A 14,083-nucleotide genomic window follows, 5' to 3' on the forward strand; every position below is an offset into this window, starting at 1 on the left:
GCCGGACCCCTGTAGTGATTACTTGTATTTACCGGTGTAGGCCGGCTCGACCGAGATGGGCTCGGGATCGACAACGACGTATTCTTCTTCCTGCTGTGCACAGGCTGCGACGGCTGCAAGCAGGCCCGCCAGGGCAACGAGTTTGATGCTCTTGGACATTTCTGTCTCCCAATTGTGTCTTTGAAACCTGCGCGGACCGCGGTCGGCGCCTGCCTCATCCTCAAATTACGGATCACACATATGTGACCCGGCGCGAGAATAGCCGAGATGCGGGTGCTTTCACATCCCAAAGCTGAGTCTGTCGCCAGTTCAACAGACAAAGCTGCAAAAAAGCGCCAGTTTTCAACCTGCATCGGCGTTTTTGTGACAGCAGCTGGCACCACGACCGCTTGCGGCGACCGGGTTTCTCTCGACCAGACATTTGGTGGCACGCAGGAGAACATCAGAACGCCTCCCAGATACAGCTGTCACCGTCGGGGCGATAGCTTTCGAAGAATTGTGTTGCAGAGGCGTCCATCTGACCAAAAGCCACATCGCGGTCCGCCAAAGAGATCACCACCCGCGACGGATCAAGGTCATGTTGGCGTAAATAGGCCAGCGCAAGCGTCTGGCAGAGGTAATCCATATCCGGGGCAGCCTGCTCATAGCTGATCAAAGCCGCGTCGCGGGCAATCTGAGGCGCGAGAAAGCGAAACCGCACCCACAGCTCCCCGGTGCCCTCATCCAACAACACCTCTTGCAGGCTGACATCCTGACCCGAGGGCAAATCGACCGGCAGCGGATTGGCAAGAGCCGATGACACCAGCAGGGCACCCCCCGCAACAACACCGAAACCGGCGTGAAGGCACCGCCGCGCCACATCCGCAGACGACCCTAGAAGGCGGACAAAAGGCACGTCCAATAGCGATGTGATGACAGGCTCATTACCGCAGCCCCGACCCCAAAAACGATGGGCTCCTCCTGTCGGGGCTGCAGGCGCTGCACACGCGGTGCGCGCTGTCCGATATGAGCTGGCGCGGATCATGAGACAGATTCGGCTCTGGTGTCAAACAAAGAGGCCAATTTGAGCGCAAACAATTGAGATTGCTCAAATTGATCGCATTTTGCGAACAATCCGGCCAGATTTGCAGGGATTGGTTCCAGTCCATTGATATTCAACGGGCTTTTGCCATCACCACGGCACCCCATCCCGGTATTTCCAAGCGCTGACATCTTAGGTGTATCCTCATAAACCCTCACAACCAAGGCGATATTTACCTTTGACCGCAAGGGTCTGGATCAGGAAATCCGGAACATGTCCGGGTGTTACAGGGGAATATTGTCGTGCTTCTTCCACGGATTCTTCAGCTGCTTGCCCCGCAGCGACGCAAAGGCGCGGCTGACGCGTTTGCGGGTGGATTGCGGCATGATCACCTCGTCGATGAAGCCACGTTCCGCCGCCACGAATGGGTTGGCAAAGCGTTCTTCGTAATCCTTGGCATGTTCGGCAATCTTCTCGGCATCGGCCAGATCAGCTCGGTGAATAATCTCGGTCGCGCCCTTGGCGCCCATCACCGCAATTTCTGCCGTTGGCCAGGCATAGTTGAAATCGCCGCGCAGATGTTTGGACGCCATCACGTCATAGGCCCCGCCATAGGCCTTGCGGGTGATCACGGTCACTTTGGGCACAGTCGCCTCGCCATAGGCAAACAGCAGTTTCGCGCCATGTTTGATCACGCCGCCGTATTCCTGGCTGGTGCCTGGCAGGAAGCCCGGCACATCCACCAGCGTCAGGATCGGGATCTCGAAACAATCACAGAAGCGGACAAACCGCGCAGCCTTGCGGCTGGAATCAATGTCGAGGCAGCCCGCCAGAACCGTGGGCTGGTTCGCCACAACACCCACGGTCTGCCCTTCAAGGCGAATAAAACCGGTGATGATGTTTTTGGCGAAATCTTCCTGGATTTCGTAGAAATCTCCCTCGTCCGCGACTTTGTGGATCAGCTCCTTCATGTCGTAGGGCGTGTTCGGATTCGCAGGAATCAACGTGTCGAGCGAGGTCTCGACACGGCCCGGCTCGTCAAAGAAGGGGCGCACCGGCGGTTTTTCGCGATTGTTCAACGGCAGGAAGTCGACCAGTCGGCGGACCTCTGCCAAGGCTTCTACATCGTTTTCGAAAGCCCCATCGGCCACCGAAGACTTCTTGGTGTGGGTCGAGGCCCCGCCCAGTTCTTCGGCTGTCACCACCTCATTGGTGACGGTCTTCACCACGTCGGGGCCAGTCACGAACATGTAGGATGTGTCTTTCACCATGAAGATGAAATCGGTCATCGCGGGGGAGTAGACCGCGCCGCCGGCACAGGGGCCCATGATGACGGAAATCTGCGGCACCACGCCGGAGGCCATGATGTTGCGCTGGAACACTTCGGCATAGCCCGCAAGCGAGGCGACGCCCTCCTGGATGCGCGCGCCACCGGAGTCGTTGATGCCGATGACCGGCGCGCCATTCTGCACCGCCATATCCATGATCTTGCAGATCTTTTGCGCGTGGGTTTCCGACAGGGAGCCGCCAAACACGGTGAAATCCTGGCTGAACACATAGACCATCCGGCCATTGATGGTGCCCCAGCCAGTGACCACACCATCCCCCGCGGGGCGCTGGTTTTCCATGCCGAAATCCGTGCAGCGGTGCGCCACGAACATATCGAATTCTTCGAAACTACCCTCGTCCAGCAGCAGTTCAATCCGCTCGCGCGCGGTCAGTTTGCCGCGCCCGTGCTGGGCGTCGATCCGCTTTTGTCCGCCACCCAGTCGCGCTGCGTTGCGACGGTCTTCCAGCTCGGAAAGGATATCTTTCATGGCCATGCCCCCTGTTGAATTTCAGGCGACCATAGACGCTGAACACGCGAAGCCAAAGGCAATAATGGCAAATTTGCAAAGCATTTGCGTAGAGGATGCGCTAATTTGCAAATCAGCGCGGAACCGCGCAGAAACTGCCGAAGCGGCGGGTGTTCTTGATGTGCTGACGGATGTACTCGTATCACCGGGGTCGACTAACGGAAACGGAACACCCCCCATGTTACAACCTTCCCAGATCATCCAGGCGATGCAATTCGACGGGTTCTACACCCGCAACCCGGTCAATACGGATGACGCCCCACGCCTCACCATCACCTATCAGTTCGCGGGCAACTCCGCGCCGGGCGACCTGCCCACCGGCTCGAACTATTCCGGCTGGCAGAGCTTCAGCGCCGCCGAGCAAGCTGCCTTCGCCGAGGCGTTCGCGCATATTGAAACTTTCCTCAATGTCGATTTCGTCGAAGTCCAGGGCTCCAGCGATCCGGATCTCAACCTCGGCTCAGTCACTATTCCGGGCAGCACGGTGGGCATTGGTGGCTACAGCATGAGCTTCCGCGGCGATGATATCACCCGGTGGGATGGTTATGCCGTGTTCGATAACACGCTGGATATGTCACAAGACAACCGTGAGAGCCTGATCCTGCATGAACTGGGACATGCTCTTGGTCTTCAGCACACCCATGACTCAAGCCTGCCTGAAGAGTTTGACAGCAACCTCTATTCGGTGATGTCCTACCGGGAAAACCCGCTGAACGGGCAGGACAGCGATGCGATGATGCTGTTTGACGTGCTGGCGCTGCAGGACATCTGGGGGGCTGCGGATTTCAACACCAGCAACACCACGTATCGCGGATCGCGCACGGATACGGTCGATGTGGTCTGGGACACAGGAGGCACGGACACTTTCAACGCCAGCAACCGAACCAATGCGGTGACGCTGGACCTGCGCGAGATGCATTTTTCAAGTTTCGATGCCGACAGTGATGTGACCATCGCCCAGGGGGTCACCATTGAGAATGCCATTGGCGGGCGAGGACGCGATCGCATCACCGGCAATGACTCCAACAACCGGCTGGTCGGCGGCGGCGGGCGTGACACGTTGCGCGGTGACGGCGGCAATGACGCGCTGAACGGCAACAGCGGCGTGGATCTGCTGGTCGGCGGTGGCGGCAATGACCGGCTGAACGGCGCTGGCGGCAACGATCGGCTGGTGGGAAACAGCGGTGCTGATCTGTTCATCTTTGCCCGCAAAGGCGGCAATGACACCATCCGCGATTTTCAGGACGATATCGATACCCTGCGGATTGTCGGGCATGGCAGCAAAGCAGATGTGCTGGCCCGTGCCAGCGAGGTGGGGGATGATCTCTACTTCGATCTGGAGGGCAACCACAGCATCACCCTGCGCAATATGACGTTGGATCAAATCAGCGACGATCTGCTGGTCTGAGACCGCTGAATATGGACAATCGCCGCGGTGTGACCTAACTCGTTCACATGCGAACCATTCCGCGGCGATTTCTGGACCGTCGGTCCAACCCAAATATCGGCACGCTGATCCTGCTGTCAGGACTTTCGGCGCTGGCGATGAATATCTTTCTGCCCTCCCTTCCCGGGATGGCGCGGTATTTTGATGCTGACTACAGTCTCATGCAGCTTTCGGTCGCGCTCTACCTTGCGGTGAGCGCGATTGTACAGATCTTTGTCGGGCCTATATCGGACAAACTGGGACGGCGCCCGGTGATCCTCTGGGGGGTGGCGCTGTTCCTTCTGGCGACATTGGGCTGTCTTTATGCGCCCTCAGCCGAGATTTTCCTGTTGTTTCGGATGTGCCAGGCCATCGTTGCCTCGGCCATGGTGCTGAGCCGGGCTGCGGTGCGCGACATTTATGACAGCGATCAGGCTGCCAGCATGATCGGCTATGTCACCATGGGCATGGCCGTTGTTCCAATGATTGGCCCGATGATTGGCGGCGCACTGGAAGAGACCATCGGCTGGAAAGCCAACTTCTGGCTATTGATCGCGTTGGGTGCGGGCACTTTTGTCATTGCTTATCTGGACCTTGGAGAGACGGCACAGAAGAGCGGCAAGACCTTGATGGCGCAATTCCGGGAATACCCCGAATTGCTACGGTCGCCCCGGTTCTGGGGCTATTCTCTGGCCTCGGGCCTGTCATCGGGGGCATTTTTTGCCTATCTTGGCGGCGCGCCCTTTATGGGGACGCAGGTTTATGGCCTTTCAGCCGCGCAATTGGGTGTGTATTTCGCCTCCCCTGCGGTTGGCTACTTTGTCGGAAATTTTCTGTCCGGGCGTTACTCCATGCGGATCGGACTGAACCAGATGGTGCTCTGGGGTTGTCTGATCAACGGTGTGGGCGTGGCGCTGTCGCTGGGGCTGGCGCTGGTCGGCGCAGACAGCGTCTATTCCTTCTTTGGCTTTATGACGTTTGTTGGCTTGGGCAATGGCATGGCGATTCCAAATGCCACAGCGGGTGCCATTTCCGTGCGTCCGCATCTGGCCGGCACAGCCTCTGGCCTGGCGGGGGCGATTATGATTGGTGTGGGCGCGGGCCTCAGCGCCTATGCCGGCTATCTGCTGGTGCCGGGATCGACGCCGGTGCCCTTGTTGCTGATCATGCTGAGCACGGCAGTCCTGGGATTTATTTCGATCCGCGTGGTTATTCGCCGCGAGAGAACGCTTGGGCTTTAACCAGTGCCTACGTTAGGCTCTTCGCCTGCCCCACTGTAACGGTCCGCCCCCAGTAGCCACGCCTATTGCGCCAACTGATTTGCAATTCTACAATTGCAGAACCCTCAGTTTGCAAAGGTAGCTCACATGGCGCAACAGAAACTCTATGCCGGGGCCAAGCTGCGGGAAATGCGGCTGCGCCTGTCGCTGACACAAAAGGAGTTTGCCGCCAAACTGGGCGTCTCCCTGCCCTATCTCAACCAGATGGAGAACAACAACCGGCCGGTATCGACAACTGTGGTGCTGGCGCTGGCGCAGGAATTTGGGTTGGATGTGACCGAGCTGTCTGCTGGCGACAGTGAACGTCTTGTCAGCGATATGCGCGAGGTGATGGCCGATCCGGTTTTTGCCGATGACGCCCCCCCGATGGCTGACCTGCGGCTGACGGCCTCCAACGCGCCGGCCCTGGCGCGGGCCTTACTAACCCTGCACCGCGCCTATCGGCAGACCCATGAGCGGCTGGCTTCGCTAGATGAGGCCTTAGGACGCGAGGATGCGCGCATTCAGGCCTCTCCCTGGGAAGAGGTGCGCGATTTTTTCCATTATTGTGACAACTATATCGACGCGGTCGACCGCGCAGCAGAGAATTTCTGCGGGCGGCTGGATGCGCGCACTGCGGCAATTGCGGCGCTGGATCAGGCCGGGATCAGCGTGGTCTTCGGCGATATCGACGGGCTGCGCAAATTTGATCCGGCGGGAAAGGTGCTGCGCCTGTCCAACCGGGCCTCGCCGCAGACGCAGCTGTTTCAGCTGTTGTTGCAGGTGGCGTTGCTGCGACAGAATGATCTGCTGGAGGCGACGCTGGATTTTGCAAAATTCCACAGCGAAGCGGCCCGCTCCATCGCCAAGATCGGGCTGGCCAACTACTTTGCCGGGGCTGCCATGATGCCCTACCGGCAGTTTCTGGACGCGGCGGTCGAATGTCGGCATGATCTGGAGCTGCTCTCCACCCGCTTTGGCGCGTCAATTGAGCAAGTCGCCCATCGGCTATCGACATTGCAGCGCCCCGGCGCCAAAGGTGTGCCGTTTTTCTTTGTGCGGGTGGATCAGGCGGGCACGATCACCAAGCGCCATTCGGCCACCAGGCTGCAATTTGCCCGCTTCGGCGGCGCCTGCCCCTTGTGGAATGTGCACCGCGCCTTTGAAACGCCGGGCCGGTTCCTGCGGCAACTGGCGGAGACACCGGACGGAGTGCGCTATATCTCGCTGGCGCGCGATGTCTCGAAACCCGGCGGTTCCTTTGGCTCGCCTGTACGCCGCTACGCCATTGCGCTGGGGTGTGAGGTGCGCCACGCTGATGCGCTGGTCTATGCGGATACGCTGGATGTGAGCCAGGACAGCGCCTATGAGCCGATCGGGATCTCCTGTCGCATCTGCGAGCGGCGCGACTGTCATCAGCGCTCGGTGCCGCCGCTTGAACGCAGGCTCAGAATCAACACCGATCAACGCGGCGTGCTACCCTATGAGGTGAGCTGAGCTGAGCGCGGCCATGCAGCACGGAACAAAAAAACCGAAATCCGACATTACCCGCTCTCGGCAACCCATCAAGTGATTGCTACGCAACACCCCACTGACAGCTATTGGTTTGCAGATACCTGGGGTTTCACCGCTTGGGACTGCTCTAGCTAACTTCTGCTAATGTCCGGAAGCTCCGCCGCCAGTTCCACCAGCTGATGCACGATTTTTGCAATCTCGGCACCACGGTCCGACAGGCGATAGCTTACCTTCGGCGGCACCTGCGCGACAAAGGTGCGAACAACGTATCCTTCGTCCTCAAGCATTCGCAAACGGTCCGTCAACACTTTGGGCGAGACATACACAAGTTGCTTACGAAGATATCCAAACCGTTGCTCTCCGTGCATCAGCAATATCCACAGAATATGCGCTGTCCACTTGCTCATGAGCTTGCGCAGCAAAAGATCGACCTCGCATTCGGGCAATAAGGTCTTATTGGTTACATTCATGAAACTACTTACATTTTGATCACTAGTTCACTTTTGTAAGTAATGGATTTAGCTCTGCCTGACAATAAAGTTCTGAAACAGCGTCATATTAGGAAAAAAGATGCGTGCAATACATGTGAGCCAGTTCGGTGGTCCGGACGTTTTGAAATTGGTCGATGTGGAGACCCCAGAGCTTAAGCCAGAAGACACGTTGATCAATGTAGAAGCATCGGGCGTCAACTTTGCAGACAGCTACTTTCGTGCCGGAGCATTTCCAGGCCTGCCAACGCCGCCGTTCATCGCCGGCATGGAAGGCGTGGGCCGTGTGTCGGCCGCCCCGGTCGGTGGCTTACCTGTCGGTCAGAGGGTGGCCTTCGGGGCCTACGGCACCTATGCCGAACAAGCCGTACTTCCAGGCACGGGTGAACCCTGGCATATTGCGGTGCCTCTCTCTGATGACTTTCCCGTCGAAAGCGCGGCGGGCCTGATGATGTCAGGTCGTACAGCATATCTCTTGGCAGATCAGGTCAGCGCACAGAATGCAGCCGGAACGGCACTGGTTTATGCCGCTGCCGGCGGCGTGGGCTGGGTCCTGTGTCAGCTTCTGAAACTGAAAGGCATGCGGGTGATTGCACTGGTCGGGGATGAGAGCAAAAAAGACGCGCTTGAACCATTTGACCTAGCAGCGGTTGTCAACCGAAAGGCGCCTGACGCCGAAGACCAAATTTCCTTGCACGCTCCAGAGGGGGTCAGTGTGGTTTTCAACGCTGCGGGCGGTGAAACAATCGCAACCGATCTGGATCGACTTGCTAATTTTGGTCAACTGATCTGGTACGGGTTTGGTGCAGGCGCGGATGCACCGGGGTTGGGCGACGCCATGGTGAGGAATTTCATGCGGTCCGTATCGGTTGAGGCCTTCAACGGAGGTCTTCATTCCAAAGAATTCAATGCGAGGTCGGTCACGGCCCTCATCGGAATGATTGAAAACGGTCAAGTTGTTCCAGTGCCCGCCACAAGCTTTGAGCTGGCAGACGCCCATGAGGCTCACAAGGCCATGCTAAATGGAAGCCATATCGGAAAGATGTTACTCACCGTTGGTTGAATGCGGACCACAAGATCTAAATGGTCGAGACAAAGGGACACCGATGGTGCCCCTTTGCGAGCTGTTCACGGGGCACCTCTCATGCCTTGGACAGGATACCCCAGATCTCATCCTTCAGTGCCGCGCGTTGTTTGCGCAGGCCGGTCTCGGCCTCGGCGCTGACCGGTTCAACATTGGTTTCGGCGCGGTGCACTGCGCGGTTCACCTCGTGATACTCGTCCGAGAGTTTGGCAAAATGCGCATCGGATTGTTTCAGCTGGCTGATCTGCGCTGTTTTATCGGGAAATTCTTCGGCCAGCTCATGCGGGGTATTGGACATCTGTTCGCTCCTTTTTCTTAGCGTCAGCCAGAGCGTAGGGCCACGGGTCGTCAGCCACCTTGACGCGGATCAAACGCGCGGCGACAGCACATAAAAAAGACGCCCGCGCAACGGTGTGCAGCGGGCGTTTCAGGGATCGTGATTAACGGCGGTCGCAATACCGGGATCGCGACATAGGGGTCAGCGCTGTGAGCCTTCCCAATTCGGGTTGAACCACGGTTCCGCATTGGAAGACGGCAGGCGGCGGCCCAGAATATGATCAGAGGCCTTCTCTCCGGTCATGATTGAGGGGCCGTTGAGGTTGCCGTTGGTGATGCGGGGGAAGATCGAGCTGTCGGCAACGCGCAGCCCCTCAACGCCGATGACACGGCATTCCGGATCAACCACCGCCATCGGGTCCTCCGCCGCGCCCATCTTGCAGGTGCCGCAGGGGTGATAGGCGCTCTCGACATGCTCGCGGATGAAACCGTTCAGCTCTTCGTCAGATTGCAGCGCGTCGCCGGGCTGGATCTCATGTTTGACGAAGGGTTTCATCGCATCCTGCGCAAAGACTTCGCGGGTCAAGCGGATGCATTTGCGGAAGTCTTCCCAGTCCTTCTCCGTGGACATGTAGTTGAACAGGATCTTCGGCGCATCATTGGGGTCGGCAGAGGCCAGCGTGACCTCCCCGCGCGAGTCCGACCGCATCGGGCCGACATGGGCCTGAAAGCCGTGGCCCTCGGCCGCGGCCTGCCCGTCGTAGCGGACGGCAATCGGCAGGAAGTGATACATGATGTCCGGGTAGTCCACCCCCTTGCCGGAGCGGACAAAGGCGGCGCTTTCGAACTGGTTGGAGGCCCCAAGACCGGTCTTGGTGAACAGCCACTGCGCCCCCACCAGCGCCTTGCCGAACAGGTTCCAGTATTTGAACAGGGTGATCGGCTGTTTGCAGGCGAACTGGAAGTAGAATTCCAGGTGGTCCTGCAGGTTCTGGCCCACGCCGGGGCGGTCAACCACCACATCAATACCATGTTCGGCCAGATGTTTCGCCGGACCAATGCCCGACAGCATCAGCAGTTTGGGCGAATTCAGCGAAGACGCCGCAAGAATAACCTCGGCATTCGCCCGGATGACTTCGATCTTGCCGCCACGCTCGACCTCGACACCAACGGCGCGCCCGTCCTCAATAACCACCTTGCGCGCCAGGGCACGGATCATCTCGCAATTGTCGCGCTTCAGCGCCGGTTTCAGATAGGCGTTGGCGGCCGACCAGCGCTGACCTTTGTAGACGGTCATTTCCATCGGGCCAAAGCCCTCTTGCTGTTCGCCGTTGTAGTCCTTGCTCACCGGATAGCCCGCCTGTTCCCCCGCCTTGACGAAGGCCGCGTGCAGCGGGTTGTCGCGGGGGCCGCGGGTCACATGCAGCGGGCCGTCGGTGCCGCGCCAATCGGGATCGCCACCATGACCGCGATCATCCCAGGTTTCCATGCGTTTGAAATAGGGCAGCACGTCGGCATAGGACCAGCCCGCAGCACCCGACTCGGCCCAGTGGTTGTAGTCGCCCGCGTGACCGCGCACATACACCATTCCGTTGATCGACGACGACCCGCCAACCACCTTGCCGCGCGGGCAAACCAGTTCCCGCCCGTCCAGATGCGGTTCCGGTTGGGACTTATACCCCCAGTCATACATCGACATGTTCATCGGATAGCTCAGCGCGCCGGGCATCTGGATGAAGGGGCCCGCATCTGTGCCCCCGTGTTCAATGACCAGCACCGACTTACCGGCCTCCGACAACCGGTAAGCCATGGCACAGCCGGCTGATCCGGCGCCAACAATCACATAATCCGCGTTCATTGCGTCTCTCCATTGCGGATTCGGGCTGGGTCAAGGATGCCTGTGGCACCGCGCCCTGCGCGGCTTGTCCTTGAGGCATCCCGAATCTGCCTCATCATTGTTCTGGTCTGCTGAGGACGCAAAGCGCCCTCAGCGACCTCTCAGCAAACCCTTTCCTCTTGCCCTTTTGGGCAACGGGGCGGGTGGGTGGGCGTTGCCCAAAAGGGCAATCAGAAGGCCGCTTCGACGTCGCCCATGCGGACGTAAACAGACTTCACCTGGCTGAAGTGCTTGATCGCCTCTTTCGAGTTTTCGCGGCCCACACCAGACGCCTTCACACCGCCAAACGGCGCCTCGACCGGCGCGTCATTGTAGGAATTGATAAAGCAGCTGCCGGCCTCAAGGTTGCCGATCACCCGGTGGGCACGGGTGAAATTCTTGGTGAAGACACCAGCGGACAGGCCGAATTCGGTGTCATTGGCGCGGGCCACAACTTCTTCTTCCGTATCGAAATCGAGAACCGACATGACGGGGCCAAAGATTTCTTCGCGCGCAATGGTCATCTCGTCGGTCACGTCAGCAAAGACGGTCGGCTGGATGTAGTAGCCGTCCATGTTTGCGCGCGCGCCGCCGCAGATCAGGCGGGCGCCTTCTTCTTTACCCTTCTCGATATAGCCCAACACGATGTTCATCTGGTTTTCGGTCACCATCGGGCCAAAGCTGGTGGCCTCATCCATCGGGTCGCCGAGGATGGCATTGCCCGTGCGTTCAGCCAGACGGGCGAGGAATTTTTCCTTGATGCCTTTTTGCACAAACACGCGGGTGCCGTTCGAACAGACCTGACCGGAGGAGTAGAAGTTGCCGTTGATGGCGCCGCCGACGGCATTGTCGATGTCGGCGTCGTCAAAGATGATCAGCGGCGATTTGCCGCCCAGTTCCATGGTGACATGCTTCATGCCCTCAGCCGCCGCCGCATAGACCTTCTTGCCGGTCGGCACCGAGCCGGTCAGCGAGACCTTGTCGACGCGGGGGTCAGTGACCAGCGCGCCGCCAACTTCACCCATGCCCTGAACGACGTTGAAGACGCCCGCGGGGGCACCGGCCTCGATCAGGATCTCAGCGACTTTCAAGGCACATAAGGGCGTGGTCTCGGAGGGTTTGAACACCATCGAGTTGCCACAGGCCAAAGCTGGTGCGCCTTTCCAGCAGGCAATCTGCGTGGGGTAGTTCCAGGCACCGATGCCAACGCAGAGGCCCAGCGCCTCGCGTTTGGTATAGACCCAATCCTCACCCAGCGGGATATGCTCGCCGGTGAGGCTCGCTGCCAGACCGCCGAAATACTCCAGCGCGTCAGCGCCGGAGGTGGCGTCGGCCACAAGGGTTTCCTGCAGCGGCTTGCCGGTGTCATAGGTTTCCAGAACCGACAGATCGTGGTTGCGCTCGCGCATGATGTCAGCGGCGCGGCGCAGCACGCGGCCCCGCTCGGTGCCGGTCATCTTGGCCCATTCTTTCTGGGCTGCTTTGGCGGTGGAGAGCGCCTGTTCGACGATTGCCGGGGTGGCCGCGTAGACGGTGGCGATCTGCTCACCGGTGGCAGCATAGATCACCGGGATCGGCGTGCCGGCGGTGTCTTCGACGTATTCGCCATTGATGAAATGGCTGGCTTTGGGCTGTGCGGGGTGTGTCATGATTTTATGCCTCCGGCGGGGATATTTAGGGCCAGAAGAACTGGCGTAGGAGTGTGTGTGAGTGGTCTATTCGCCGCGAGGAAAGCGGTTGCCGTCCTCAACGTCGTTCAGATCCATATGGTTGCGCATGTAGCGTTCGGATGCTTTTTGCAGCGGCTGGTAGTCCCATGGGTAATAGCCGCCCTGGCGCAGGGCTTCGTAGACGACCCAGCGGCGGGCCTGACTGGCGCGGACCTCTGCGTCAAAGCGGTCCAGATCCCAGCGGGCCTCGGACTTGGCGCGCAAGGTCTGCAGCGGGCCTGCATGGGCCGGGTCGCCGGCCAGATTGTTGAGCTCCTGCGGATCCGCCTCCAGATCGAACAGCTGATCGGGGTCCAGCGCGCAGCGGTTGTATTTCCATTTTCCATACCGCAACGACACCAGCGGCGCATAAGAGGCCTCCGCGGCGTATTCCACGGCAACCGGTTCGGTGCGCTCTGTGCCCATCGCCAGCGGCAGCAGGTTCTGCCCGTCTGTCCAGGGTTCAATCTCTGCCATATCTACACCGGCCAGCGCGCCCAGCGTTGGGGTCACGTCCAATGTGGACACCGGCGTCTCGATCAGCCCGGCAGGCAGATTTGGTGCCGAAATCATCAGCGGTACGCGGGAGGAGCCTTCGTAAAAGCTCATCTTGAACCACAATCCCCGCTCCCCCAGCATGTCGCCGTGGTCAGAGACAAAGAGGATAATCGCCTCTTGCCGGGTGGTTTCCAGCACCTCAAGGATCTCGCCAATCTTGTCATCAAGGTAGGAGATATTGGCGAAATAGGCGCGGCGGGAGCGTTTGATATCCTCTTCCGAGATATCAAAGCTGCGCCAGTCGTTGGCGTCAAAGATCCGTTTGGAGTGGTTGTCGTGGTCGGCATAGTCCATCGCCGGAACCTCTGGCAGCAGATGCTCGCAATCCTCGTAGAGATCCCAGTATTTGCGGCGCGCCACATAGGGGTCATGCGGGTGGGTAAAGCTGACGGTCAGGGCCCAGGGGCGATCATCCTTGCCACGCGCCAGATCATAAAGCTTGGCCTTGGCGTGATAAGCGACCTCATCGTCATATTCCATCTGGTTGGAAATCTCGGCGATGCCTGCGCCGGTGACCGATCCCATATTGTGATACCACCAGTCGATCCGCTCACCCGGTTTGCGATAATCCGGCGTCCAGCCGAAATCGGCCGGGTAGATATCGGTGGTCAGGCGGTCCTCAAACCCGTGCATCTGATCAGGGCCGACGAAGTGCATTTTGCCGGACAGGCAGGTGTAGTAGCCCGCGCGGCGCAGGTGGTGGGCGTAGGTCGGGATATCACTGCGGAACTCAGCGGCATTGTCATAGACGCCGGTGCGCGACGGCAATTGACCCGACATGAAGCTCGCCCGTCCCGGCGCACAGAGGGGCGAAGCGGTATAGGCGTTTTTGAAACGGGTGGAGCGGGCCGCCAGTTTTTTGAGGTTGGGCGCATGCAGGAAATCAGCGGGACCATCGGGGAACAGCGTGCCGTTCAACTGGTCAACCATCACGATCAGGATATTCGGGGCGGTCATCTTTCCAACGTCTCCTCTGTCTTTGCAATGCGGCCTTGGGCCCGGTGATAGCTTGCAA

The 14,083-nt window shown here is 59.2% G+C and carries 12 protein-coding genes; 4 read left to right on the plus strand and 8 right to left on the minus strand.

The window, feature by feature from the left end; translation table 11 throughout:
- Nucleotides 1-18: 18 nt before the first annotated feature.
- The 3 genes from PhaeoP97_RS20440 to PhaeoP97_RS10470 all read right to left on the minus strand — a co-directional run bounded on the left by PhaeoP97_RS20440 (nt 19) and on the right by PhaeoP97_RS10470 (nt 2,838).
- Nucleotides 19-159: a hypothetical protein gene (locus PhaeoP97_RS20440; protein ID WP_192849655.1), complete on the minus strand. Its 141-nt coding sequence runs from the start codon at nt 157-159 to the stop codon at nt 19-21.
- Between the two features lie 283 nt (nt 160-442).
- Complete coding sequence (locus PhaeoP97_RS20630; protein WP_237028924.1) at nt 443-802, minus strand: DUF6497 family protein; 360 nt, start codon at nt 800-802, stop codon at nt 443-445.
- A 503-nt stretch (nt 803-1,305) separates the two neighbouring features.
- A complete protein-coding gene (locus PhaeoP97_RS10470) occupies nt 1,306-2,838 on the minus strand; it encodes an acyl-CoA carboxylase subunit beta (RefSeq protein ID WP_072505011.1) in 1,533 nt (510 codons plus the stop codon).
- Between the two features lie 217 nt (nt 2,839-3,055).
- On the opposite strand from PhaeoP97_RS10470, the gene PhaeoP97_RS10475 reads away from it, so the two are divergent.
- From PhaeoP97_RS10475 to PhaeoP97_RS10485, 3 genes are all read left to right on the plus strand, one after another.
- Nucleotides 3,056-4,285 carry a M10 family metallopeptidase gene (locus PhaeoP97_RS10475; protein WP_237028925.1) on the plus strand — a complete coding sequence of 410 codons (1,230 nt, stop codon included), beginning with the start codon at nt 3,056-3,058 and terminating at the stop codon, nt 4,283-4,285.
- A gap of 47 nt (nt 4,286-4,332) precedes the next feature.
- Entirely contained in the window at nt 4,333-5,544 is a 1,212-nt protein-coding gene (locus tag PhaeoP97_RS10480) for a multidrug effflux MFS transporter (protein ID WP_072505013.1), read from the plus strand.
- A gap of 126 nt (nt 5,545-5,670) precedes the next feature.
- Nucleotides 5,671-7,059, plus strand: a complete 1,389-nt coding sequence (locus PhaeoP97_RS10485; protein WP_072505014.1) for a helix-turn-helix domain-containing protein — start codon at nt 5,671-5,673, stop codon at nt 7,057-7,059.
- A 149-nt stretch (nt 7,060-7,208) separates the two neighbouring features.
- On the opposite strand, the gene PhaeoP97_RS10490 is transcribed toward PhaeoP97_RS10485, so the two are convergent.
- The gene (locus tag PhaeoP97_RS10490) at nt 7,209-7,547 is read right to left on the minus strand and encodes a winged helix-turn-helix transcriptional regulator (protein ID WP_072505015.1); all 339 of its coding nucleotides are present in this window, start codon (nt 7,545-7,547) and stop codon (nt 7,209-7,211) included.
- A 100-nt stretch (nt 7,548-7,647) separates the two neighbouring features.
- Here PhaeoP97_RS10490 and PhaeoP97_RS10495 point away from each other — a divergent pair, with 100 nt between their 5' ends.
- A complete protein-coding gene (locus PhaeoP97_RS10495) occupies nt 7,648-8,628 on the plus strand; it encodes a quinone oxidoreductase family protein (protein ID WP_072505016.1) in 981 nt (326 codons plus the stop codon).
- A gap of 79 nt (nt 8,629-8,707) precedes the next feature.
- Here PhaeoP97_RS10495 and PhaeoP97_RS10500 read toward each other — a convergent pair whose 3' ends face one another.
- From PhaeoP97_RS10500 to betC, 4 genes are all read right to left on the minus strand, one after another.
- Complete coding sequence (locus PhaeoP97_RS10500) at nt 8,708-8,947, minus strand: HP1242/YdcH family protein (protein WP_072505017.1); 240 nt, start codon at nt 8,945-8,947, stop codon at nt 8,708-8,710.
- Nucleotides 8,948-9,127: 180 nt separating this feature from the next.
- Nucleotides 9,128-10,783, minus strand: coding sequence for a choline dehydrogenase (betA, locus tag PhaeoP97_RS10505; RefSeq protein ID WP_072505018.1), 1,656 nt, complete (start codon nt 10,781-10,783; stop codon nt 9,128-9,130).
- Nucleotides 10,784-10,992: 209 nt separating this feature from the next.
- Nucleotides 10,993-12,450, minus strand: a complete 1,458-nt coding sequence (gene betB, locus PhaeoP97_RS10510) for a betaine-aldehyde dehydrogenase (protein WP_072505019.1) — start codon at nt 12,448-12,450, stop codon at nt 10,993-10,995.
- Between the two features lie 66 nt (nt 12,451-12,516).
- Entirely contained in the window at nt 12,517-14,025 is a 1,509-nt protein-coding gene (gene betC / locus PhaeoP97_RS10515) for a choline-sulfatase (protein WP_072505020.1), read from the minus strand.
- Nucleotides 14,026-14,083: the final 58 nt, after the last annotated feature.

Source organism: Phaeobacter porticola, from assembly GCF_001888185.1.
Taxonomy (GTDB): Bacteria; Pseudomonadota; Alphaproteobacteria; order Rhodobacterales; family Rhodobacteraceae; genus Phaeobacter; species Phaeobacter porticola.

Bases quoted from the DNA above. Each gene is read 5' to 3' on its own strand.
- PhaeoP97_RS20440 (WP_192849655.1), bottom strand. From the start codon at position 159: ATGTCCAAGAGCATCAAACTCGTTGCCCTGGCGGGCCTGCTTGCAGCC.
- PhaeoP97_RS10470 (WP_072505011.1), bottom strand. From the start codon at position 2,838: ATGAAAGATATCCTTTCCGAGCTGGAAGACCGTCGCAACGCAGCGCGA.
- PhaeoP97_RS10475 (WP_237028925.1), top strand. From the start codon at position 3,056: ATGTTACAACCTTCCCAGATCATCCAGGCGATGCAATTCGACGGGTTC.
- PhaeoP97_RS10480 (WP_072505013.1), top strand. From the start codon at position 4,333: ATGCGAACCATTCCGCGGCGATTTCTGGACCGTCGGTCCAACCCAAAT.
- PhaeoP97_RS10485 (WP_072505014.1), top strand. From the start codon at position 5,671: ATGGCGCAACAGAAACTCTATGCCGGGGCCAAGCTGCGGGAAATGCGG.
- PhaeoP97_RS10490 (WP_072505015.1), bottom strand. From the start codon at position 7,547: ATGAATGTAACCAATAAGACCTTATTGCCCGAATGCGAGGTCGATCTT.
- PhaeoP97_RS10495 (WP_072505016.1), top strand. From the start codon at position 7,648: ATGCGTGCAATACATGTGAGCCAGTTCGGTGGTCCGGACGTTTTGAAA.
- PhaeoP97_RS10500 (WP_072505017.1), bottom strand. From the start codon at position 8,947: ATGTCCAATACCCCGCATGAGCTGGCCGAAGAATTTCCCGATAAAACA.
- betA (WP_072505018.1), bottom strand. From the start codon at position 10,783: ATGAACGCGGATTATGTGATTGTTGGCGCCGGATCAGCCGGCTGTGCC.
- betB (WP_072505019.1), bottom strand. From the start codon at position 12,450: ATGACACACCCCGCACAGCCCAAAGCCAGCCATTTCATCAATGGCGAA.
- betC (WP_072505020.1), bottom strand. From the start codon at position 14,025: ATGACCGCCCCGAATATCCTGATCGTGATGGTTGACCAGTTGAACGGC.